At 71.0% G+C, this 21,859-nt stretch carries 18 protein-coding genes; 10 read left to right on the forward strand and 8 right to left on the reverse strand.

Annotation, left to right across the window (positions count from 1 at the left end; genetic code table 11):
- The first annotated feature begins 35 nt into the window (after positions 1–35).
- Both ACFXJ5_RS18820 and ACFXJ5_RS18825 read left to right on the forward strand, forming a co-directional pair.
- The gene (locus ACFXJ5_RS18820) at positions 36–1,430 is read left to right on the forward strand and encodes a cation:dicarboxylate symporter family transporter (protein ID WP_384631893.1); all 1,395 of its coding nucleotides are present in this window, start codon (positions 36–38) and stop codon (positions 1,428–1,430) included.
- Positions 1,431–1,585: 155 nt separating this feature from the next.
- Positions 1,586–2,974, forward strand: a complete 1,389-nt coding sequence (locus tag ACFXJ5_RS18825; RefSeq protein WP_384631732.1) for an alpha-amylase family protein — start codon at positions 1,586–1,588, stop codon at positions 2,972–2,974.
- A 15-nt stretch (positions 2,975–2,989) separates the two neighbouring features.
- Here ACFXJ5_RS18825 and ACFXJ5_RS18830 read toward each other — a convergent pair whose 3' ends face one another.
- Positions 2,990–3,448, reverse strand: a complete 459-nt coding sequence (locus ACFXJ5_RS18830) for a MarR family winged helix-turn-helix transcriptional regulator (RefSeq protein ID WP_384631733.1) — start codon at positions 3,446–3,448, stop codon at positions 2,990–2,992.
- A gap of 97 nt (positions 3,449–3,545) precedes the next feature.
- Between ACFXJ5_RS18830 and ACFXJ5_RS18835 the strand changes: the two genes are divergently transcribed.
- The 3 genes from ACFXJ5_RS18835 (at position 3,546) to ACFXJ5_RS18845 (ending at position 7,625) form a co-directional block, all read left to right on the forward strand.
- The gene (locus ACFXJ5_RS18835) at positions 3,546–5,363 is read left to right on the forward strand and encodes an ABC transporter ATP-binding protein (RefSeq protein ID WP_384631735.1); all 1,818 of its coding nucleotides are present in this window, start codon (positions 3,546–3,548) and stop codon (positions 5,361–5,363) included.
- A gap of 99 nt (positions 5,364–5,462) precedes the next feature.
- Positions 5,463–5,837, forward strand: coding sequence for a hypothetical protein (locus ACFXJ5_RS18840; protein WP_384631737.1), 375 nt, complete (start codon positions 5,463–5,465; stop codon positions 5,835–5,837).
- A 99-nt stretch (positions 5,838–5,936) separates the two neighbouring features.
- Positions 5,937–7,625, forward strand: coding sequence for a bifunctional 3'-5' exonuclease/DNA polymerase (locus ACFXJ5_RS18845; RefSeq protein ID WP_384631739.1), 1,689 nt, complete (start codon positions 5,937–5,939; stop codon positions 7,623–7,625).
- A gap of 1 nt (position 7,626) precedes the next feature.
- Here the strand turns inward: ACFXJ5_RS18845 and ACFXJ5_RS18850 are convergent, their stop codons facing one another.
- The 7 genes from ACFXJ5_RS18850 to rhaI all read right to left on the reverse strand — a co-directional run bounded on the left by ACFXJ5_RS18850 (position 7,627) and on the right by rhaI (position 16,208).
- The gene (locus ACFXJ5_RS18850) at positions 7,627–8,421 is read right to left on the reverse strand and encodes an aminotransferase class IV (protein ID WP_384631741.1); all 795 of its coding nucleotides are present in this window, start codon (positions 8,419–8,421) and stop codon (positions 7,627–7,629) included.
- The gene (locus tag ACFXJ5_RS18855; protein ID WP_384631743.1) at positions 8,414–9,061 is read right to left on the reverse strand and encodes a lactate utilization protein C; all 648 of its coding nucleotides are present in this window, start codon (positions 9,059–9,061) and stop codon (positions 8,414–8,416) included. Before ACFXJ5_RS18855 ends, ACFXJ5_RS18850 begins: the two co-directional genes overlap by 8 nt.
- Positions 9,058–10,533: a lactate utilization protein B gene (locus ACFXJ5_RS18860; protein ID WP_384631745.1), complete on the reverse strand. Its 1,476-nt coding sequence runs from the start codon at positions 10,531–10,533 to the stop codon at positions 9,058–9,060. Before ACFXJ5_RS18860 ends, ACFXJ5_RS18855 begins: the two co-directional genes overlap by 4 nt.
- Positions 10,530–11,309, reverse strand: coding sequence for a (Fe-S)-binding protein (locus tag ACFXJ5_RS18865; protein ID WP_384631747.1), 780 nt, complete (start codon positions 11,307–11,309; stop codon positions 10,530–10,532). The genes ACFXJ5_RS18860 and ACFXJ5_RS18865 overlap by 4 nt, the downstream gene beginning before the upstream one ends.
- The gene (locus tag ACFXJ5_RS18870) at positions 11,288–12,691 is read right to left on the reverse strand and encodes a rhamnulokinase family protein (RefSeq protein ID WP_384631896.1); all 1,404 of its coding nucleotides are present in this window, start codon (positions 12,689–12,691) and stop codon (positions 11,288–11,290) included. Before ACFXJ5_RS18870 ends, ACFXJ5_RS18865 begins: the two co-directional genes overlap by 22 nt.
- Before the next feature lie 217 nt (positions 12,692–12,908).
- Positions 12,909–14,975 (reverse strand): bifunctional aldolase/short-chain dehydrogenase, encoded by a 2,067-nt coding sequence (locus ACFXJ5_RS18875; protein WP_384631749.1) that lies wholly within the window; start codon positions 14,973–14,975, stop codon positions 12,909–12,911.
- Between the two features lie 51 nt (positions 14,976–15,026).
- Positions 15,027–16,208 (reverse strand): L-rhamnose isomerase, encoded by a 1,182-nt coding sequence (rhaI, locus tag ACFXJ5_RS18880; RefSeq protein ID WP_384631751.1) that lies wholly within the window; start codon positions 16,206–16,208, stop codon positions 15,027–15,029.
- A gap of 195 nt (positions 16,209–16,403) precedes the next feature.
- Here rhaI and ACFXJ5_RS18885 point away from each other — a divergent pair, with 195 nt between their 5' ends.
- The 5 genes from ACFXJ5_RS18885 to ACFXJ5_RS18905 all read left to right on the forward strand — a co-directional run bounded on the left by ACFXJ5_RS18885 (position 16,404) and on the right by ACFXJ5_RS18905 (position 21,717).
- Positions 16,404–17,930, forward strand: a complete 1,527-nt coding sequence (locus tag ACFXJ5_RS18885) for a sugar ABC transporter ATP-binding protein (protein WP_384631753.1) — start codon at positions 16,404–16,406, stop codon at positions 17,928–17,930.
- A gap of 259 nt (positions 17,931–18,189) precedes the next feature.
- The gene (locus ACFXJ5_RS18890) at positions 18,190–19,239 is read left to right on the forward strand and encodes an ABC transporter permease (RefSeq protein WP_384631755.1); all 1,050 of its coding nucleotides are present in this window, start codon (positions 18,190–18,192) and stop codon (positions 19,237–19,239) included.
- On the forward strand, positions 19,223–20,221 hold the full coding sequence (locus tag ACFXJ5_RS18895; protein WP_384631757.1) for an ABC transporter permease: 999 nt from the start codon (positions 19,223–19,225) through the stop codon (positions 20,219–20,221). The genes ACFXJ5_RS18890 and ACFXJ5_RS18895 overlap by 17 nt, the downstream gene beginning before the upstream one ends.
- Positions 20,222–20,277: 56 nt before the next feature.
- Positions 20,278–21,366, forward strand: coding sequence for a rhamnose ABC transporter substrate-binding protein (rhaS, locus tag ACFXJ5_RS18900; protein ID WP_384631758.1), 1,089 nt, complete (start codon positions 20,278–20,280; stop codon positions 21,364–21,366).
- Positions 21,367–21,396: 30 nt separating this feature from the next.
- Entirely contained in the window at positions 21,397–21,717 is a 321-nt protein-coding gene (locus tag ACFXJ5_RS18905; RefSeq protein ID WP_384631760.1) for an L-rhamnose mutarotase, read from the forward strand.
- Positions 21,718–21,859: the final 142 nt, after the last annotated feature.

Genomic DNA, 21,859 nt, shown 5'->3' on the forward strand with positions numbered 1-21,859 from the left:
GATTCCGTATTCCATCTGCCGACATCACTCGCAGGATCCCAGGAGGAGCCCCCGTGTTGATACGCCGCGCCGCAAGGCTGCTGCGCACGTCACTGTTCACCCAGGTCGCCGTCGCGCTGCTGCTCGGCATCATCGTCGGCAAGGTCTGGCCTGACGCGGGCACCTCGCTGCAGCCGTTGGGCGACGGCTTCACGCGCCTGATCAAGACGGTGATCGCGCCGCTCGTCTTCTGTGTCGTCGTCACCGGCATCGCCAAGGCCGGAAATCTCAAGGCGTTCGGCAGGATCGGCGTCAAGGCGCTGATCTGGTTCGAGGTGGCCAGCACCTTCGCGCTCCTCATCGGCCTCCTCGCGGCCAACGCGGTCAGCCCCGGCAGCGGCATGCACGCCGACGCCTCCACGCTCGACCCGTCCGCCGTGCACGCCAAGACCGGCGGCGGGCACCTGCTGTCCACCTCGGAGTTCATCCTCGAGGCGCTGCCCACCAGCGCGGTCGGTGCCTTCGCCGACAACTCGATCCTCCAGGTCCTGGTCCTCGCCTGCCTGGTGGGCGCCGCCCTGCTGCACCTCGGGCAGACCAAGGTCCCCGCGGTCCTCCCGGCGGTGGAGCAGGTCCAGCACGTCATCTTCACCGTCGTCGGCTACGTGATGCGGCTCGCCCCGCTCGCGGTCTTCGGCGCCGCCGCAAGCCTCATCGGGCAGTACGGCCTGAAGGTCATCACGACCTACGGCAAACTGGTCGCCGTCTGCTACGGCGTGGCCCTGATTTTCCTCGTACTGCTCGGCGTGGCGCTGCGGTTGCTGACCGGGCTGAGCCTGTGGAGCTTCGTCCGCTACACCCGCGAGGAACTGCTGCTGGCCCTGGGCACGGCGTCGTCCGAGACGGTGATGCCGCGCATGATGGAGAAGCTGCGTGCGGCCGGCTGCCGCGACGACGCGGTGGGTCTGGTGCTGCCCACCGGCTACTCGTTCAACCTCGACGGCGCGTCCATCTACCTCTCCGTCGGCACGCTGTTCATCGCCCAGGCCGTGGGCGTGGACCTGAGTATCAGTCAGCAGATCACCGTCGTCCTCGTCCTGATGCTCACCAGCAAGGGCATGGCCGGCGTGCCCGGCTCGGCCTTCCTCGCCCTGTCCGCGACCGTGTCCACGCTGGGCGTGATTCCGGCCGGCGCGGTGGCGCTGCTGCTGGGCGCCGACCGGATCATGGACTCCATGCGCGTCACCACGAACCTGCTCGGCAACTGCGTCGCCGTCTTCGTGGTCTCCCGCTGGGAGGGCGCACTGGACACCGAGGTGGCCAGGACCGTGCTCGCCGGCGAGCGGATCGCCGTACCGGCGCCCGTTCCGACGCCCGTTCAAGCGCCCGTTCCGGTGCCCGCGCCGTCCGAGGCCGCAGAGGTCAACCACAAAGTTTCTGCAAGCGACTGAAAGTATTTCCACAAGAAGTCTTGACGTGTTCCCGTCCGAGGGCCAGTCTCCTGACCGGAGTTCCCACGGGCGGGAACGCCACATCCCCTCACGGCGGCCTGGCGCGTGGCTGTCTTCAGGGCACCTGTGTGCCCGTTGACCGAAGGAGCCGCAGCATGAGATCCCGTGTACTTCGCGGGGCGCTCGCCGGGCTGCTCGCCGCGACCGGCCTCGTCGCCATGTCGCAGCAGCAGGCGCAGGCCGCGCCGCCCGGCAGCAAGGACGTCACCGCCACCCTCTTCGAGTGGAAGTTCGCCTCGGTCGCCAAGGCCTGCACCGACACGCTCGGACCGGCCGGTTACGGATACGTCGAGGTCTCCCCGCCGCAGGAGCACATCCAGGGCTCGCAGTGGTGGACCTCCTACCAGCCGGTCAGCTACAAGATCGCCGGCCGGCTCGGTGACAGCACCGCCTTCCAGAGCATGGTGACCACCTGTCACAGCGCCGGCGTCAAGGTCATCGCCGACGCCGTCATCAACCACATGACCGCCGGCTCCGGCACCGGGACCGGCGGCACCTCGTACACCAAGTACAACTACCCCGGGTACTACCAGGACCAGGACTTCCACTCCTGCCGCACCAGCATCTCCGACTACACCAACCGTGACAACGTCCAGAACTGCGAACTCGTCGGACTGGCGGACCTGAACACCGGCAGCGACTACGTACGTTCCACCATCGCCGCGTATCTCAACAACCTCATCTCGCTGGGCGCCGACGGCTTCCGCATCGACGCCGCCAAGCACATCGCGGCCTCCGACCTCTCCGCGATCAAGGCCAAGCTGACCAACTCCTCGGTCTTCTGGGCCCAGGAGGTCATCTACGGATCGGGCGAGGCCGTCCAGCCGAGCGAATACACCGGCACCGGCGACGTGGACGCCTTCCAGGGCGCGTACGACCTCAAGCGCGTCTTCACCAACGAGAAGCTGGCCTACCTCAGCAGCTGGGGCGCCGCCTGGGGTGCGGGCTATCTGCCCAGCTCGCAGTCCCGTACGTTCGTCGACAACTGGGACACCGAGCGCAACGGCTCGACCCTCAACTACAAGTACGGCAACACCTACACCCTGGCCAACGTCTATCTGCTGGCCTGGGCCTACGGCTCGCCGAACGTCTACTCCGGCTACGAGTTCTCCGACAACGACGCCGGCCCACCCAACGACGGCACCGTCAACGCCTGCTACAGCGACGGCTGGAAGTGCCAGCACGCCTGGCCTCAGATCGCCGCCATGGTCGGCTTCCACAACGCCGTCTCCGGCACCTCGGTGACCAACTGGTGGGACAACGGCAACAACGCCATCGCCTTCGGGCGCGGCAGCAAGGGCTACGTCGCGATCAACCACGAGAGCGGCTCGATCAGCCAGACCTTCACCACCTCGCTGCCCGCGGGCAGCTACTGCGACGTGCAGCACAGCGGCACCCGCTACACGGTCGGCTCGAACGGCACGTTCACCGCGACCGTCGGTGCCGGTGACGCCGTCGCGCTCTACGTCGGCGCGACCTGCTAGGGCAGGATCCAGCCGTCAGCAGCGGCCCGGCGCGGTGTCCAGGACGGCCAGCAGTGCCGTCAGGGCCTCGCGCTGGGCTGCGTCCAGTGGGGCCAGCAGGTCCTCCGCGGCCGCGCGGCGGGCCTGCCGCAGCCGTTGCAGGGTGGCGCGGCCGTCGTCGGTCAGCTCGATGCGTACGACCCGGCGGCTGGCGGGATCGGGGACGCGCCGTACGAGGGTGTGCGCCTCCAGTGCGTCGACCAGGGTGGTCACGGCGCGCGGCACGACGTCCAGTCGCTGGGCCAGATCGGCCATGCGGGGCGGCGTCTCACTGTGCGAGACGGTGCGCAGCAGCCGCGCCTGAGCGGGGGTGACGCCCAGCGGTTCGAGGTGGTGCCGCTGTGCGCGGTGGAGCCGGCGGTTCAGTCGCAGCAACTGGTCGGCGAGGCGGCCGGTGGTCTCGTCGGCTTGTGTGGCGGCGGTGCGGGATTCCATGGGTGCGATCCTATCAGGACCTGGCTCATTGTGAGTATAGGTAACAATGAACTACACTCCAATGGTCATGCTTCGCCCGACCCTCCCAAGGAGCCCTTTGCGCCCCGATCGCCCCGGTCACCCCGATCACGCCCCGCGGTGGACGCCACCGCCCAAGGACCCGGACCGGCCCACTGAAGTACGCCGCGTCCTCAGCCTCTTCCGCCCCTACCGCGCCCGGCTCGCCTTCGTCGGCCTGCTGGTCGCCGCCGCCTCGCTCGTCTCGGTGGCCTCCCCCTTCCTGCTGCGCGCCATCCTCGACACCGCGATCCCGCAGGGCCGCACCGGGCTGCTCAGCCTGCTCGCCCTCGGCATGATCGCCACCGCCGTCCTCACCAGCGTCTTCGGCGTCCTGCAGACCCTCATCTCCACCACCGTCGGCCAGCGCGTCATGCACGACCTGCGCACCGCCGTCTACGAGCGCCTGCAGCGCATGTCCCTCGCCTTCTTCACCCGCACCCGCACCGGCGAGGTGCAGTCCCGCATCGCCAACGACATCGGCGGCATGCAGGCCACCGTCACCTCCACCGCGACCTCCCTGGTCTCCAACCTGACCTCGGTCATCGCGTCCGTCGTCGCCATGCTCGCCCTCGACTGGCAGCTCACCGTCATCTCCCTGCTGCTGCTCCCGGTCTTCGTCTGGATCGCCCGCCGTGTCGGCGGCGAGCGCAAGAAGATCACCACCCGGCGGCAGAAGCAGATGGCCGCGATGTCGGCGATCGTCACCGAGTCGCTGTCCGTCAGCGGCATCCTCCTCGGCCGCACCATGGGCCGCGCGGGCTCCCTCACCAAGTCCTTCGCCGACCAGTCCGAGCAGCTCGTCGACCTCGAGGTCCGCTCCAACATGGCGGGCCGCTGGCGCATGTCCACCATCGGCATCGTCATGGCCGCCATGCCCGCCGTCATCTACTGGTCCGCCGGCATGGTCGGAACCGCCGTCTCCCTCGGCACCCTCGTCGCCTTCGTCTCGCTGCAGCAGGGCCTCTTCCGGCCCACCGTCAGCCTGCTGTCCACCGGTGTCGACGTGCAGACCTCGCTCGCGCTCTTCCAGCGCATCTTCGAATACCTCGACCTGCCGGTCGACATCACCGAGCGCCCCGACCCGGTGCGGTTCGCGCGTGCGCGCGGCGACGTCCGCTTCGAGGACGTCTCCTTCTCCTACGACCCCGCCTCCGGCAGCCGCACGCTGGACGGCATCGATCTCACCGTCCCGGCCGGCGGCAGCCTCGCCATCGTCGGCGCCACCGGCTCCGGCAAGAGCACCCTCAGCTACCTCGTGCCCCGGCTCTACGACGTCACCGGCGGCCGCGTCACCATCGACGGCACCGACGTCCGCGACCTCGCCTTCGACACCCTCGCCGAGACGGTCGGCGTCGTCGCCCAGGAGACGTACCTCTTCCACGCCTCCGTCGCCGACAACCTCCGCTTCGCCAAGCCCGAGGCGACCGAGGAGGAGATCGTCGCGGCCGCCCGCGCCGCCCAGATCCACGACCACATCGCCGCCCTCCCCGACGGCTACGACACCCTCGTCGGCGAACGCGGCTACCGCTTCTCCGGCGGCGAGAAGCAGCGCCTCGCCATTGCCCGCACCATCCTGCGCGACCCGCCCGTCCTCGTCCTCGACGAGGCCACGAGCGCCCTCGACACGCGTACGGAGCAGGCCGTCCAGGACGCGATCGACGCCCTCTCGGCCGGCCGTACGACCATCACCATCGCCCACCGGCTCTCCACCGTGCGCGACGCCGACCAGATCGTCGTCCTCGACCACGGCCGGATCACCGAACGCGGCACCCACGACGAACTCCTCGCGGAAGGCGGCCGCTACGCCGCCCTCGTCCGCCGCGACGCCGAACTCGCCCCCGCCGCCTCGGCGTGATCAACAGCACACCCTGTGTCAGCGCCGTCCCGGGCCGCCCGGCCCCGCGGCGGCGCTAGCGTGTGCCATGCCGCAGCCGACGCCCGCAGGAGGTTCCCCGTGGCCGTGCCCGACCGCTCCGCCCGGCTTCTGGCCCGCCTCCTCGCCACGTCGGGGACGGCCCACTTCGTCGTGCCCGGCCCCTTCGACGCCATGATCCCGCGCGTGCTGCCGGGCAACCCGCGGGCCTGGACCTATGCCAGCGGGGCGGCGGAACTGGCGCTCGCGGCGGGCATCGCACTGCCGCGCACCCGCCGTACGAGCGCGCTGCTCGCGGCGGGGCTGTTCGCGGCCGTGTTCCCGGCCAACGTCAAGATGGCCCGGGACTGGCGCGACCGCCCCCCGCCGCTGAAGGCCGCCGCCTACGCGCGGCTCCCGCTCCAGGCCCCGCTGGTGCTGTGGGCTCTCAAGGTGAGCCGGAGCACCGAGGCCTGAGCACCGAGGCCTGAGCGGCCAGGACTGAGCGGCGAGGACCGAGCGGCCAGGGCCGCACTGGTCACCGCCAATGTCAGTGCCCCGTTCTAACCTCGGACGGTGACCTCGTCCAGGGCTTCTGTCTCCATCGCTGTCGTCGCCGACCCCTACGGGGCCGGCGGACGGCTGCAGGTGCTGGGCGAGGACGGGACCGCCGCGGGCCCGGCGGAGAGTGTCAGCGATCTCGCGGCCACCGTCGCCGAGAGGGAGGCACGGCAGGCGCCGCGCTGGGTGTGGGCCGCCACCGAGGAGGTCTACCCCGGACTGCTGGCCCGGCTCACCGTGCGTCCCGCCCGCTGTCACGACCTCAAGCTCGTCGAGGCGCTCCTGCTCGCCCACGAGGAGCGGTACGGACTGCCCCGCGCCCTGGGCGCCGCCTGGGCCCGGCTGCGCGGCCTTCCGGTGCCCGACGACCCGCCCGACGGCGGCCCCGACGACCAGCCCGTGCTGTTCGCCGCCGACCGGCAGCGGCTGCCGGCCGGGACCGACCCACTGGCGGCCGTGACCGCCGTCCACGCCGACCAGCAGCGCCGCATGGCCCTGGCCGAACACCCGGACCGGATGCGGCTGCTGTGCGCCGCGGAGTCGGCGGGAGCACTGGCCGCCGCCGAGATGACGTACGACGGGCTGCCGTGGAGCGCCACCGCCCACGACGAGCTGCTGACCGGCATGCTCGGCCCGCGCCCGGCGGGGAGCGGGGCCAGGCCGAAGCTGCTGGGGGAGTTGGCGGGGCAGATCCAGGAGGCGCTGGGCCGGCAGGTCAATCCGGACTCGCCCGCCCAGTTGCTGCCCGCCTTCGCGCGGGTCGGCGTACAGATCTCCTCCACCCGCTCCTATGTGCTGCGCGAGGTGGAGCACCCGGCGGCCGCCCTGCTGCTGCGCTACAAGGAGCTGTCGCGGATCCACTCCGCCCACGGCTGGGCGTGGCGCGAGCAGTGGGCCCCGGCAGGAAGGTTCCGCCCGGAGTACGTGGTCGGCGGGGTCGTGTCCGGGCGCTGGGCCACCCGGGGCGGCGGGGCGCTGCAGATTCCGCGCTCCCTGCGGGCGGCCGTGGTCGCCGACCCGGGGCACCGGCTGGTCGTCGCGGACGCCGGGCAGTTGGAGCCCCGGGTGCTGGCCGCGCTGTCCGGCGACGACGGCCTGGCCAGGGCGGCCGCGGAGGGCGACCTGTACGCGGCCCTGGCCCGCACCGCCTTCGACGGTGACCGCCAACGGGCCAAACTGGGGCTGCTGGGCGCGATGTACGGGCAGACCAGCGGCGAGGTGCGGCCGCTTCTCGACGTACTGCACCGGCGCTTCCCCGACGCCATGCGGCTCGTGGAGTCCGCCGCCCGCACCGGAGAGGCAGGCGGTGTGGTCCGCTCCCGCCTCGGCCGCACCTCCCCGCCGCCGTCCAGGGACCGGCAGGACATGACCGACGGCGACGCCCGCGCCTGGGGCCGCTTCACCCGCAACTTCGTCATCCAGGCCAGCGCCGCCGAATGGGCCCTGGCCATGATGGCGTCACTGCGCCGCCGCCTCACCGCCCTCGGCGACGACGGCAACGGGGGCAACAAGGGCGACGGGCCGCGCCTGGTGTTCTTCCTGCACGACGAGATCATCGTCCACACCCCCGAGGCGCAGGCGCAGGCAGTCGAATCCGCTGTCGCCGAATCCGCCGACGAGGCCCGCCGCCTGGTCTTCGGCCGGACCCCGGTCCTCTTCCCCCTGGAGACCCACACCGTGCGGTGCTACGCGGACGCCAAGTGACTCAGACCGCATCCCACGGCGCGTCTTCGAACAACCGCGCCACCGTCCCGAGCAGCTCCGCATCCACCCGCAGCGCAAGATCGTCGATACCGCTGACCGCCGCGACACCGTGCGAGTTGGAGACGAAGGCCCCGTCGTACGACGCCACATCGGCGACCCGCACCGGCCGGTGCTCCCACCGCACGCCGTGCCGGGACAGCTCCCGCTGAAGCACCTGCATCGAGATCCCCGGCAGGGCAGGTGCGTCGGGCCAGACGATCGTGTCACCCGCGACGAAGGCGATGTTGGTGATGGCACCCTCGGAGACCGTGCCGTCGGGGCCCACCAGCAGCGCCTCGTCATAGCCCTCGGCAACGACGCGCTCGATGAAGTAACCCTGCGCGAAACCGCCGAGGTGCTTCAGGTGGGCGACGGGCCGCTGATAGGGGACCGTCCGCAGACGCCGGGGCCCGCTCGGCGGCGCGGCCGGCCCGCGCACGGTCACCAGGACCGACAACGGACCGCCGGGCACGGGACGGAAGACGTAGACCCGCACGGAGGCGTCGCGGACCCCGCCGCCGAGGGCGTGCCGGACGCGCCCGCGGACCAGGTCGCCGTCCAGGCCGGTCCCGTACAGCTCCTGCGAGGCGGTGTCGAGCCGGGCCAGGTGCAGGTCCATGCCGCGCACCCGCAGGTCCCGCACCTGCATGGCGGTGAAGTGTCCGTAGCCGGAAAGAGCGAGGAAGGTCAGCTTCTCCGCGGTGGCCGGGAGGCCGTCGATCTCGACGAGGGTGGCGTCCGGGGCGCGGTCACTCATGAACGAGCACGACCTCCAGGGTGCGCGGCCCGTGGACCCCCTCCACCCGGTCGAGTTCGATGTCGCTGGTGGCGGACGGCCCGGAGATCCAGGTCAGCGGGCGGGCCGGGTCCAGCCGCTCAAGACCCTCCGATACCGAGTCGACGACCTGCTCGGGCACCCGAACGACGCAGACGTGATGGTCCGGGACGAGCGTGATGCGGCGGCGGCCCTGGTCGGGGGAGGCGTCCAGGACGATGGTGCCGGTCTCGGCGATCGCGACGGCGCAGCCGGTGACCACGCTGTCCACGGCGTCCAGCTCACGGGGCGTCAGCCCGGCTGTGTCCGTGACGAGTTCGACGCCCTCCGCCACCGCCAGCCACTCCGGCGGCAGCCCCGGCGGTACGACGATCCGCCCGGCCCCGCGCCCGGCGAGCAGCGCCGCGATCCGGCCGGGGAGCTCGGCGGCGGTCGTACGGTGGACGATCGCCCGGTAGTCCGCGAGGTTCTCGGCGAGCAGCTCGGCGGTCTCCTCCGCCGAGCGCTCACCGTGCACCCGCAGATAGTCGCGGTTCACCGGCACATCGTCCGGGGTCTCCCCGCGCGGTACGTCGGCCAGGGCCCGGCTGATCCGGCCCAGAACCTGCTCTCGGGTGCTCACTTCGTCTCCTCACCCCGCGTACGCTGCCACCAGTCGCGGAACGACTCGGCCGGCACCGCCGGGATCTCGCGGGTCTCGGTCCACGCCTTGCCCGGCCCGGGCAGGCGCTTGGGATGCAGCCGCCGCGTACGGGCCGCGAGCCGCTGGCCCCCGCGCAGCGCCGCCGGATGGTCCAGCGCCCACCGGGCGGCCCGCATGGCGGCGCGCTCAGCGGCATGGCCCTTGGCGGGCTTGATGGTGGTCCGGCTGCCGCGCAGGGTCACCTCGCCGCCCTGGACGACGCGTTCGCGCAGATGGACCAGGACCTCCGGGATGTCGATGGCCACCGGGCACACCTCGTAGCAGGCCCCGCACAGCGACGACGCGTACGGCAGCGACGCGTCCAGCTCGCTCTGCATACCCCGCAGCTGCGGCGTGAGGATCGCCCCGATCGGCCCCGGATAGGGGGAGCCGTACGCATGGCCGCCGGCCCGCTCGTACACCGGGCAGACGTTCAGGCAGGCCGAGCAGCGGATGCAGCGCAGCGCCTGCCGGCCGACGGTGTCGGCCAGCGTGTCGGTCCGGCCGTTGTCGATCAGGACGAGGTGGAAGGTCTGGGGTCCGTCCTCGTCGGTCGTGCCGGTCCACATCGAGGTGTACGGGTTCATCCGCTCGGCGGTGGAGGAGCGGGGGAGCAGCTGGAGGAAGACCTCCAGGTCCTGCCAGGTCGGCACCACTTTCTCGATGCCGACGACGGAGATCAGCGTCTCGGGCAGCGTCAGGCACATCCGGCCGTTGCCCTCCGACTCCACGACCACCAGCGTGCCGGTCTCCGCGACCATGAAGTTGGCCCCCGAGATCCCGACCTTCGCCCGCAGGAACTTCTCCCGCAGATGCAGCCGCGCCGCCTCCGCCAGCTCGGCGGGCCGGTCGGTCAGGCCCTCCGGCGCAGGGCGGCCCCAATGGCCCATCTCCTTGGCGAAGATGTCCCGGATCTCGGAGCGGTTGCGATGGATCGCCGGGACCAGGATGTGGGAGGGCAGGTCGTCGCCGAGCTGCACGATCAGCTCGGCCAGGTCGGTCTCGTACGCCCGGATCCCGGCCTCGCCGAGCGCGTCGTTGAGCCCGATCTCCTGGGTGGCCATCGACTTGACCTTCACGACCTCGGTCTCGCCGGTCATCCGGACGAGGTCGATGACGATCCGGTTCGCCTCGTCGGCGTCCGCCGCCCAGTGGACATGGCCGCCCGCCGCCTCGACGGCGGCCTCGACCTGCTCCAGATAGTGGCCGAGGTGGCGCAGCGTACGGTTCTTGATCGCGGCGCCGGCCGCCCGCAGCTGCGGCCAGTCGGCGAGTTCGGCGACGGCCTTGGCGCGCTTGTCGCGGATGGTATGCGTCGCGTGGGTGAGGTTCGCGCGCAGTTGCTTGTTCCGGGTCGACCCGGCCGCCGCCTCCGGGAAGGCCGGCATGCCCAGATACGTACCACCACTCATCGGATGCCTTCCGCGGCGTGCAGAGCGTAGGGGTGCTCCTCGGTGGAGGCGAGGATCTCGGCGAGATGGACCGGCCGGGTCTGCGATCCGATCCGGGCCAGGGTGCCGCCGATGTGCATCAGGCAGGAGTTGTCGACCGTGCAGACGGCTGCCGCGCCGGTCTCACCGATGTGCCGGGCCTTGTCGGCGCCCATCGCGGCCGACACGGCGGCGTTCTTGACGGCGAAGGTGCCACCGAAGCCGCAGCACTCCTCCGCCCCCGGCAGCTCACGCAGCTCCAGGCCCTTGACGTGGCTCAGCAGCTCCACCGGGCGGCGGCCGAGCCCCAGCATCCGCAGGCCGTGGCAGGTCGGATGATAGGTGACGGTGTGCGGGAAGTAGGCCCCCACATCGGTCACCCCCAGCACGTCCACCAGGAACTCCGTCAGCTCGTACGTCCTCGGCACGACGGACGCGGCGATCTCCGCGAGCTCGTCCCCGCGGCCCTCGGCGGCCGCCTTCTCGCCGATCCGGGGATAGTTGTCGCGGACCATGGCGACGCACGATCCGGACGGCGTCACGATGTGGTCGTAACCCTCGAAGGCCCGTGCGTAGCGCCGCACCAGCGGCTCGGTCTCGTAGCGGTAGCCGGTGTTGAACTGCGCCTGCCCGCAGCAGGTCTGCGCCGCCGGGAAGTCCACCTCCACGCCGAGCCGCTCCAGCAGCGTGACGACCGCTCGGCCCGTGTCCGGGTAGAGCGTGTCGTTCACGCACGTCACGAAGAGCGCAACGCGCATGCGGCCTCCTCCCATGCAGTGCCGTCACCTGAGGGTTCATACTGCCTCAGTGGCTGGGTGGTGTGAAGCAGAGATCGGATGTCTGCGAGTCCGCCGTTGATCACACCGGCCGCTCTGGCCTGTACGAGAACGTTCCCCAGCGCCGCCGCCTCGGCCGGTCCGGCCACCACCGGCAGCCCGCAGGCATCCGCCGTCAACTGGCACAGCAGGGCGTTGTGCGCCCCGCCGCCGACGATGTGAACCACGTCCACCTCCCGGCCCGACAGCCGCCGCGCGTCCTCGATCGCCTGCCGGTGCGCCAGCGCGAGCGAGTCCAGCACGCACCGCACCGTCTCCGCCGCGTCCCGCGGCACCGGCTGCCCCCTGCGGCGACACGCCGCCGCGATCCGGTCCGGCATCCCGCCCGGCGCCAGGAACCCCGGGTCGGCCGCGTCCACCACCGAGCGCAGCGGCGCCGCCTCGGCGGCCTGGGCCAGCAGATGCGACAGCTCGAAACGTACGCCCTGGTCAGCCCAGTGGCGCAGGCTCTCCTGCAACAGCCACAGCCCCATGATGTTCCGCAGATAACGGACCGTGCCGTCCACCCCCAGCTCATTGGTGAAGTTCGCCGCCCGCGACTCCTGCGTCAGCACCGGCGCATCCAGCTCCACCCCCGCCAGCGACCACGTCCCGCACGAGATGTACGCGAACCGGTCCGTCCGGGCCGGCACCGCCGCCACCGCCGACGCCGTGTCGTGCGACCCGACGGCCACCACCGGCACCGGGCCCTCCAGGCCGGTCTCCGCCAGCACCTCCGCCCTGAGCTCGCCCGCCGGATCGCCCGGCCGCCGCAAGGGCGGAAACAGCGACAGCGGCACGCCCAACCTCTCCGCCACGCCCCGCGCCCAATCCCCGGTACGCGGATCGATCAACTGCGTGGTCGACGCGTTCGTCAGCTCGGTGCCGGCGGTCCCGGTCAGCCAGTACGAGATCAGGTCGGGCATCAGCAGCAGCTGCTCCGCGGCGGCCAGTTGCGGCGTCCCCTGCGCCGCCACCAGCTGGTAGAGCGTGTTGAACGGCGCGTACTGCAGCCCCGTCGCCGCATACAGCTCCTGCTGCGGCACCGTCTGCCACACCTTCTCGGGCACGCCGTCGGTGCGCGCGTCGCGATAGTGCACGGGGTTGCCGAGCAGCGACCCGTCGGCCGCGAGCAGCCCGTAGTCCACGGCCCACGTGTCGATCCCGACCGACGTGACGGGCCCTGCGGCCCGCAGCCCGTCGAGCACGCCCTGGTAGAGGGCGAGGACGTCCCAGTGGAGGGTGCCGCCGATCCGTACGGGCCTGTTGGGGAAGCGGTGGACTTCTGCCAGGTCCAGTACGCCTGGTGCGACGCGGCCGACCATGACGCGCCCGCTGGACGCGCCCAGGTCGACGGCCGCGAAGGCTGGTGGAGAGGCTGTCACGCGGTTACCTCGGTTGTGTGATGCGGGTTGGGGGTAGTCCGTCCGCCTTGGGGGTCCCCCCGGCCGAAGGCTGGGGGGAGGGTCTGGGGCGGAGCCCCAGCGGGGTCCGGGGCGGAGCCCCGGTTTCGGGAAGGGGCGGGGTGGGGGACAACAACCGTCAGCGCAGGAACGCCGCCGCGACGCCCGCGTCGACCGGGACGTGGAGCCCCGTCGTGTGCGTGAGGTCGCCGCCCGTCAGGGCGAAGACCGCGTTGGCCACATGCTCGGGCAGAACCTCCCGCTTCAACAGCGTGCGCTGCGCGTAGAACTCACCCAGCTTCTCCTCCTCCACCCCGTACACAGCCGCCCGCTTCGCGCCCCACCCACCCGCGAAGATCCCGGAGCCGCGCACCACGCCGTCCGGATTGACGCCGTTGACGCGGATGCCGTGCTCGCCCAGCTCGGCGGCGAGCAGCCGCACCTGGTGCGCCTGGTCGGCCTTGGTGGCTGAGTAGGCGATGTTGTTGGGTCCGGCGAAGACGGCGTTCTTGGAGGCGATGTAGACGATGTCGCCGCCGAGGCCCTGCTCGACCATGACCCGGGCCGCCTCGCGGGAGACCAGGAAGGAGCCGCGGGCCATGATGTCGTGCTGGAGGTCCCAGTCCTGGGCGGTGGTTTCCAGCAGCGGCTTGGAGATGGAGATGCCGGCGTTGTTCACCACCAGATCCACCCCGCCGAAGGCGAGCAGAGCCGCGTCGAACGCCGCCGCGATCTGCTCCTCGCTCGTGACGTCGACCGTCACCGCGACCGCCTTGTCGGGGCCGCCCAGTTCCTCGGCCACGGCTGCCGCGTTCTCGCCGTTCATGTCCGCGACGACCACGACCGCGCCCTCGGCGGCCAGCCGGTGGGCGATCGCCCTGCCGATGCCGGAGCCGGCGCCGGTCACGAGCGCGATCCGGGTTGCCAGCGGCTTCGGCGCGGGCATCCGCCGCAGCTTGGCCTCCTCGAGTTCCCAGTATTCGATGCGGAACTTCTCGGACTCCTCGATGGGCTTGTACGTCGACACCGCCTCGGCGCCGCGCATCACGTTGATGGCGTTGACGTAGAACTCACCGGCGACGCGCGCGGTCTGCTTGTCCTTGCCGTACGAGAACATCCCGACGCCCGGGATCAGGATGACCGCCGGGTCCGCGCCGCGCATCGCGGGCGAGTCGGCAGTGGCGTGCCGGTCGTAGTACGCGCGGTATTCGGCGCGGTATTCGGCGTGCAGTTCCTTCAGCCGCGCCACGGCGCCCGCCAACGGCGCCCCGGCAGGGAGGTCGAGCACGAGCGGGCGGACCTTGGTGCGCAGGAAATGGTCCGGGCACGAGGTGCCCAGCGCGGCCAGCCGGGGGTGCTCGGCGCGGGCCAGGAAGTCCAGGACGGCGTCGGAGTCGGTGAAGTGGCCGACCTGAGGACGGTCCGCCGACGCGATCGCGCGCAGCACCGGCGCGAGGGCTGCCGCCCGAGCCCGGCGGTCGGCGGCGGGCAGCGCCTCGTAACCGGGCAGTACGGGGCCGAAGGGCTCGGCCTTGCCGCGCTGCCGCAGGAAGGCCTCGGCGGTACGGATGACGTGCAGCGAGTTCGCCTCGCACTCGTCGGACGTGGCGCCCCAGGTGGTGATGCCGTGGCCGCCGAGGACGCAGCCGATGGCCTGCGGGTTGGCGGCCTTGACGGCGGCGATGTCCAGGCCGAGCTGGAAGCCGGGCCGCCGCCAGGGCACCCAGACGACCCGGTCGCCGAAGCACTCCTTGGTGAGCGCCTCACCGTCGGCGGCGCAGGCCAGGGCGATACCGGAGTCGGGGTGGAGGTGGTCGACGTGGGCCGCGTCGACCAGGCCGTGCATCGCCGTGTCGATGGACGGCGCTGTGCCTTCTCCCCCCGGGAGCCATCCCTTGCCGTGCAGGCAGTAGTCGAACGCGGCGACCATCTCGTCCTCGCGCTCGACCCCGGGGTACACCCCGGCCAGCGCCCGCAGCCGGTCGAGCCGCAGCACGGCCAGCCCGCCCCCGGTCAGCGTCCCGAGGTCGCCCCCGGAGCCCTTGACCCACATCAGCTCGGTCTCCTGCCCGGTGACCGGGTCGGTGGCGGAGCCCTTGGCGGAGGTGTTGCCGCCCGCATAGTTGGTGTTGCGCGGGTCGGCGCCGAGCCGGTGGCTGCGCTCCAGCAGCGCGGCGGCCTCGGGATGCGGCTGTGCGGCGGTCATTCTGCGGTCCTTTGCGGGTCGGATCTTCAGAGGGGAAGGAGCGAGGCGGGCTTACGCCCCCCAGCCCGCCTGCGTGCCGCCGACGCGCTCGGCGACGATGCGCTCGGCCCAGCCGGACGCCTTGTAGGCGGCGATCGGGTCCGGGTCGATACCCAGTTCCTCCCGCACCTCGCGCAGCAGCGGCCGTACGTCCGTGTTGTACGCGTCCATCAGCGCGGCGTTGGCCTCCAGCACGTCGCCCGACTGCTGGGCGGCGCGCAGCGCGCCCGCGTCGACGAGCAGTGCCTTGGCCGTGGCCTCCTGGACGTTCATCACGGAGCGGATGATGGCCGGGATCTTGGCCTCGATGTTGTGGCACTGGTCGAGCATGAAGGCCACGCCGGTCTCGGGCCTCAGGCCGCCGCCGCGGATGACCTCGTACATGATCCGGAAGAGCTGGAAGGGGTCGGCGGCGCCGACCATCAGGTCGTCGTCGGCGTAGAAGCGGGAGTTGAAGTCGAAGCCGCCGAGCTTGCCCTCGCGCAGCAGCGTGGCCACGATGAACTCGATGTTCGTGCCGGGGGCGTGGTGGCCGGTGTCCACGACGACCTGGGCCTTCTCGCCCAGCTTGAGGCAGTGGACGTAGGCGGTGCCCCAGTCCGGCACGTCGGTGGCGTAGAAGGCGGGCTCGAAGAACTTGTACTCCAGCAGCATCCGCTGGTCGTCCCCGAGTCGCTCGTAGACCTCGGCGAGCGCCTCGCCGAGCCGCGCCTGGCGGTCGGCGATGTCGTCCTGGCCGGGGTAGTTGGTGCCGTCGGAGAACCACAGCTTCAGGTCGCGGGAGCCGGTGGCGTCCATGATGTCGACGCAGTCCAGGAGGTGGTCGGTCGCCTTGCGGCGGATTGTGGGATCCGGGTTGGTGACCGAGCCGAGTTTGTAGTCGTCGTCCTGGAAGACGTTGGAGTTGATCGTCCCGAGCTTGAGCCCGCGCTCCTTGGCGTAGGTGGCGAGCGCCGTGTAGTCGTCGACCCGGTCCCAGGGGATGTGCAGGGCCACCGTCGGGGCGACCCCGGTGTGCTCGTGGACGCGCGCGGCGTCGTCGAGCTTCTCCTGCGGGGTGCGGGGCACGCCGGCCTGTGCGAACACCTTGAAGCGGGTCCCGGAGTTCCCGTACGCCCACGAGGGTGTCTCGACGGCCTGCGCTTTGAGCGCCGCCTTCACCGAGACAGTCCTGCCCAACGACGTGTCGGTCATGTCATCGCTCCCGCCATGAATCGTTTCACTGAGGGGAAGCTAGGCGCACCGGGGCAGGGTGTCAACCCGCTGTCAATGCCCTTCCTTCGCCGTCACATCACGGCTGAGAAAAGTTGAAACGAAACCATTGACGCTTCCCGCCCAGTGGGCCTAACGTCCGTGAAACCTTGTTGAAACCTTTCATGCGAGGCTCATATGAACCAGCCGGAGACGGCGCGACGGCCCGTGCTCGCACTGGAGGACGCGTCCAAGTCCTTCGGTGCCGTACGGGCTCTGCAGGGCGTGTCCCTGGAGCTCTTCGCCGGCGAGGCACACGCACTCGCAGGGGAGAACGGCGCCGGGAAATCGACCCTGATCAAAATGCTCGCGGGGGTGCACCGACCGGACAGCGGCCGGGTGTTGATCGACGGTGAGCCCGTGGTCTTCCACGGTCCCTCCGACGCGCGTGACGCCGGCATCGCGGTGATCTACCAGGAGCCGACGCTCTTCCCGGACCTGACCGTCGCCGAGAACATCTTCATGGGCCGCCAGCCCCGCCGGTCCCTCGGCCGGGTCGACCACAAGGCCGTGCACAGTGCCACCGCCGCCCTGATCGCCCGCCTCGGTGTCGACCTCGACCCCGACCAGCCGTGCCGCGGCCTGTCCATCGCCGACCAGCAGATCGTCGAGATCGCCAAGGCGCTCTCCTTCGACGCCCGCGTCCTGATCATGGACGAGCCCACCGCCGCCCTGACCGGCGCCGAGGTCGCCCGGCTCTTCGGCGTCGTACGGACGCTGCGCGAGCAGGGCGCGGCGGTGCTGTTCATCTCGCACCGCCTGGAGGAGATCTTCGGGCTCTGCCAGCGGGTCACCACCCTGCGCGACGGCCGCTGGATCGCCGGCGAGCCGCTGGACGGACTGACCGAGGACGATCTCGTACGCCGTATGGTCGGCCGGGACCTCGACGAGCTCTACCCCAAGCAGCCCGCGGACATCGGCGGGACCGCACTGTCAGTGCGGCGGCTCACCCGGGAGGGCGTGTTCACCGACGTCTCCTTCGAGGTCCGCAGCGGCGAGATCGTGGCCCTGGCCGGGCTTGTCGGGGCCGGGCGCAGCGAGGTGGTCCAGGCCGTCTTCGGCGTCGACCGGCCCGACGCCGGCGAGGTCCACGTCGGTGGCAGGAAGCTGCCGCCCGGGTCGCCGACGGCCGCGATGGACGCCGGGATCGCCCTGGTGCCGGAGGACCGGCGCCAGCAGGGCCTGGTCATGGAGATGTCCATCGAGCGCAACATCGGCCTCACCGGCCTGGACAAGCTCGGGCGCGGCGGTCTGGTCCGCAAGACGCTGGAGCGCGGCCGGGCCACCGACTGGGCCGTGCGGCTCCAGCTGAAGTTCAACCGGCTCTCCGACCCGGTCGGTGTCCTGTCCGGCGGCAACCAGCAGAAGGTCGTGCTGGCCAAGTGGCTCGCCACCGAGCCCAGCGTCCTCATCGTCGACGAGCCCACCCGCGGTATCGACGTCGGCACCAAGGCCGAGGTCCACCGTCTGCTCTCATCGCTCGCCGCCGAGGGCCTCGCCGTCCTCATGGTGTCCTCCGACCTCCCCGAAGTGCTCGGTATGGCCGACCGCGTCCTGGTGATGCACGAAGGCCGGATCGCGGCCGAACTCGACCGCGCCGACGCCACGGAGGAGACGGTCATGGCCGCCGCGACCGGCCGCGCCGACACGGAGCGGGCGGCATGAGCGGCAGCAGCGCGATCACGGCGCCACACCGTTCCGCCGAACGCGCTGCCGCGCGCGGCGGGAAAGCGGCGCAGCCCGGCCGATGGGTGCGGGGCCGCCGTCCGGCGCGGGGCCCGGCCTCTGCCCCGGGCACTGCGGTCAGCCCCGGCGTGCGGTACGGGCGCGGAAGAGCCGCTGAGCCCGTCGCAACGCTTCCGCGCGGCACGGAACGTCCGCAACCCACGACCCCGGCAGCCCGCACGCCCGAAAGGACACCGTCGTGACGGCCACTCTCGACAGCCCTCCGGCACCCCCGGAAGAGCGGCGATCAGCCCGCTCGCTGACCGAAACCGTCTTCCGGGCACGCGAGATCAGCATCGCCGCCTGCCTGGTCCTGCTGGTGCTCGGCACGTGGCTGGCCAACTCCCGCTTCCTGTCCGACCAGGGCATCAACGACCTGCTCCTCAACGCGTCGATCCTGGCGCTGCTCGCGGTCGGCCAGTCGGTCGTCGTCCTGACCCGCAACATCGACCTGTCGGTCGGCTCGGTCGTCGGCCTGTCCGCCTTCGCCTGCGGCAAGTTCGTGTCCGGCAGCGACCACAACGTCGTCCTCGTCATGCTGCTGGGCATCGCGCTCGGCGCGCTGTGTGGCCTGGTCAGCGGCGCGCTGGTCAGCTTCGGCCGGGTCCCCGCCCTGGTGGTCACGCTGGGGATGCTCTACATCATCCAGGGCGTCGACTACTGGTGGGCGCACGGCGAGCAGATCAACGCCGTCAACCTGCCCTCGCCCGTGCTCTCCCTGGGCAGCGGCAGCGTCCTGGGCATCCCGTACCTGCCGCTGATCGCCGCCGTCGTACTCGCGGCGACCGCGTACTACCTGCGGTCCTACCGCAGCGGCCGCGAGCTGTACGCCATCGGCTCCAACCCCGAGGCGGCCCGCCTCGCCGGCGTGCCGATCCGGCGCCGGATCCTCGCCGCGTACGTCTTCTCCGGCGCCGTGGCGGGCTTCGCGGGCGCGCTGTGGCTGGCCCGCTTCGGCACCGTGGTGGCGGACAACGCGCACGGCTGGGAGCTGACCGTGGTCAGCGCGGTCGTGGTCGGCGGTGTCGCCATCACCGGCGGCGTGGGCACCGTGTGGGGCGCGGCACTGGGTGCCCTGCTGCTCACCACGATCGGCAGTGCGCTCGTGGTGCTGAAGGTCGACTCCTTCTGGCAGAGCGCCATCACTGGCGCCCTGCTCCTGGCGGCCATCAGCCTCGACCGGATCCTGAACCTGCGCATGACCAGCGCGTTGCGGAAGAGGAGTGCCCGCCATGTCCACAAGGCCTGAAATGAGCCTGAGCCGCCTCCTGCGCTGGGACGTCGCCGTCGGCATCCTGCTGGTAGCGGTCTTCGCGACCGGCGCCGGCTCCACCGAGGGCTTCGCGACCACCGGCAACCTGGCCTTCGCGCTCAACGACATCGCGCCGGTCGCGATCATCGCACTGCCGATGATCCTGCTCGTGGTGGCCGGGGAGATCGACCTGTCGGTCGCCTCCATGCTCGGCCTGTCCAGCGCGCTGACCGGGAAGCTGTGGGACGCCGGCTGGGCCTTCGAGACCATCGTCCCGGTGGTCCTGGTCGTCGGAGTCCTCGGCGGACTGCTCAACGGCTGGCTGGTGACCAAGGTCGGACTGCCGTCGCTCGCCGTCACCATCGGCACCCTCACCCTCTTCCGCGGCCTTGCCTCGGTGGTGCTGGGCAGCGACGCCATCACCGACTTCCCCCAGAAGTACGCCGACTGGACGGCGGACACCACCACCGTCCTCGGCTTCATCCCCTACCCCTTCGTCCTGTTCATCGTCCTGGCGGTCGTCACGGGTGTCGTCCTGCACCTCAGCGGCTTCGGCCGGTCGCTGTTCGCCATCGGCGCGCAGGAGGCGGCCGCGTACTTCGCCGGAATCCGGGTCAAGCGGATCAAGCTGCTCCTCTTCGTCCTCACCGGCTTCTTCTCGGCCTTCGCCGGAGTCGTCTTCACCCTGCGTTACGGAAGTGCCCGCGCCGACAACGGCTCCGGATTCGAAATGCTCGTCATCGCCTCCGTCCTGCTTGGCGGCGTCGACTTCGACGGCGGCAAGGGCACCCTCGGCGGCGCGGTCGCCGGACTCCTGCTCATCGGCTTCCTCAAGAACCTGCTGATCCTCAACGACGTGGCCAACGAGATCCAGGTGATCGTCACCGGACTGCTCCTGGTGGCCTCCGTCCTGACCCCCCGCGTCATCGCCGTGGTCCTCGAACGGCGGCAGCGCCGTACAGCCGCCGTGGCTGTCTGACGGCGCACCCCCCACAACTCCCTCTGGTAACCCGTTCAATGAAGAAGGGCTCCGCCATGCCACTCAGCACCACCGTCAGAGTGCGCGGTCTCGCCGCAGTCGCCACCGTCTGCGCGCTCGCCGTCTCCGCCACCGCCTGCGGCGGCACCACCAAGAACTCCTCCAAGAGCGACAGCGGTAGCTCGGTGACCTCCTCCGCCACCGCCAACCCCGACGCCCCGCTCAAGACCGGGCTGAAGATCGCCTTCCTTCCCAAGCAGATCAACAACCCCTACGAGACCATCGTCGACAAGGCCGGCATCTCCGCCGCCCAGGGCTTCGGCGGCACGGCCAAGGAGGTCGGCCCCTCCGACGCCAGCGCCTCGTCGCAGATCTCGTACATCAACACCCTCATCCAGCAGCAGCAGGACGCCATCCTGCTCGCCGCCAACGACCCCAACGCCGTCTGCGCCCCGCTCAAGCAGGCGATGAAGAAGGGCATCAAGGTCGTCGCGTACGACTCCGACACCGCCAAGGACTGCCGTCAGCTCTTCATCAACCAGGCCAGCTCCGAGCAGATCGGCCGCAGCCTGGTGCAGAACATCGGCAAGCAGCTGAACTACACGGGCCAGATCGCCATCCTGTCGGCGACCCAGAACGCCACCAACCAGAACACCTGGATCGGCTTCATGAAGCAGGAGCTGGCGCTCCCCAAGTACAAGAACATGAAGCTGGTCAAGGTCGCCTACGGTGACGACGACGACCAGAAGTCCTTCCAGCAGACCCAGGGCCTGCTGTCGGCCTACCCGAAGCTCAAGGGCATCATCTCGCCGACCACCGTCGGTATCGCCGCCGCCGCCCGCTACATCAGCTCCTCGTCCTACAAGGGCAAGATCGTGGTGAACGGCCTCGGAACGCCGAACCAGATGCGCAAGTACGTCAAGGACGGCACCGTCGAGCAGTTCGCGCTGTGGAACCCCAAGAACCTGGGCTACCTGGCCGCGTACGCCGCCGCCGCGCTGGCCTCCGGCCAGATCACCGGCGCCGAGGGCGAGACCTTCAAGGCCGGCACGCTCGGCACCTACAAGATCGGTGCGAACGGCGAGGTCATCCTCGGCAAGCCCACCGTCTTCGACAAGTCCAACATCGACGGCTTCAACTTCTGATCGACATGTCGCGACAAGGGGCTGTGTGACGTGGAGCGCGTCTGCTTCCTGCTGAAGGTCCGTCAGGACCGGCTCGCCGAATACCGCGAGCGCCACGCCGCCGTGTGGCCGGAGATGCTGGACGCGCTCTCCGCCACCGGCTGGCACAACTACTCCCTCTTCCTGCGCGAGGACGGCCTGCTCGTCGGCTATCTGGAGACGGACGACTTCGCCGCCGCGCAGGCCGCCATGGCCGCCACCGACGTCAACGCCCGCTGGCAGGCCGAGATGGGCGGCTTCTTCGAAGCCCTGGACGGCGACCGGCCGGACGAGGCCATGCGCCCCCTCACCGAGGTCTTCCACCTAGCCTGACCGACCGTCCGAGGAGCCAACGATGTCCCTCACCCCCAACCGCCGAAGCCTCCTGCGCGGCGCCTTCGGCGGAGCGGCCCTCTTCGCCATGGGTGGCGCGGCGGCCGGCCGCGCCACCGCCGCCACCGGGCCGTCCGGCACG

The sequence above is a fragment of the Streptomyces sp. NPDC059373 genome (genome assembly GCF_042751495.1).
Lineage (GTDB): Bacteria > Actinomycetota > Actinomycetes > Streptomycetales > Streptomycetaceae > Actinacidiphila.

Bases quoted from the DNA above. Each gene is read 5' to 3' on its own strand.
- ACFXJ5_RS18825 (WP_384631732.1), top strand. From the start codon at position 1,586: ATGAGATCCCGTGTACTTCGCGGGGCGCTCGCCGGGCTGCTCGCCGCG.
- ACFXJ5_RS18830 (WP_384631733.1), bottom strand. From the start codon at position 3,448: ATGGAATCCCGCACCGCCGCCACACAAGCCGACGAGACCACCGGCCGC.
- ACFXJ5_RS18850 (WP_384631741.1), bottom strand. From the start codon at position 8,421: ATGAGTGACCGCGCCCCGGACGCCACCCTCGTCGAGATCGACGGCCTC.
- ACFXJ5_RS18860 (WP_384631745.1), bottom strand. From the start codon at position 10,533: ATGAGTGGTGGTACGTATCTGGGCATGCCGGCCTTCCCGGAGGCGGCG.
- ACFXJ5_RS18865 (WP_384631747.1), bottom strand. From the start codon at position 11,309: ATGCGCGTTGCGCTCTTCGTGACGTGCGTGAACGACACGCTCTACCCG.
- ACFXJ5_RS18870 (WP_384631896.1), bottom strand. From the start codon at position 12,691: ATGGTCGGCCGCGTCGCACCAGGCGTACTGGACCTGGCAGAAGTCCAC.
- ACFXJ5_RS18875 (WP_384631749.1), bottom strand. From the start codon at position 14,975: ATGACCGCCGCACAGCCGCATCCCGAGGCCGCCGCGCTGCTGGAGCGC.
- rhaI (WP_384631751.1), bottom strand. From the start codon at position 16,208: ATGACCGACACGTCGTTGGGCAGGACTGTCTCGGTGAAGGCGGCGCTC.
- ACFXJ5_RS18885 (WP_384631753.1), top strand. From the start codon at position 16,404: ATGAACCAGCCGGAGACGGCGCGACGGCCCGTGCTCGCACTGGAGGAC.
- ACFXJ5_RS18895 (WP_384631757.1), top strand. From the start codon at position 19,223: ATGTCCACAAGGCCTGAAATGAGCCTGAGCCGCCTCCTGCGCTGGGAC.
- rhaS (WP_384631758.1), top strand. From the start codon at position 20,278: ATGCCACTCAGCACCACCGTCAGAGTGCGCGGTCTCGCCGCAGTCGCC.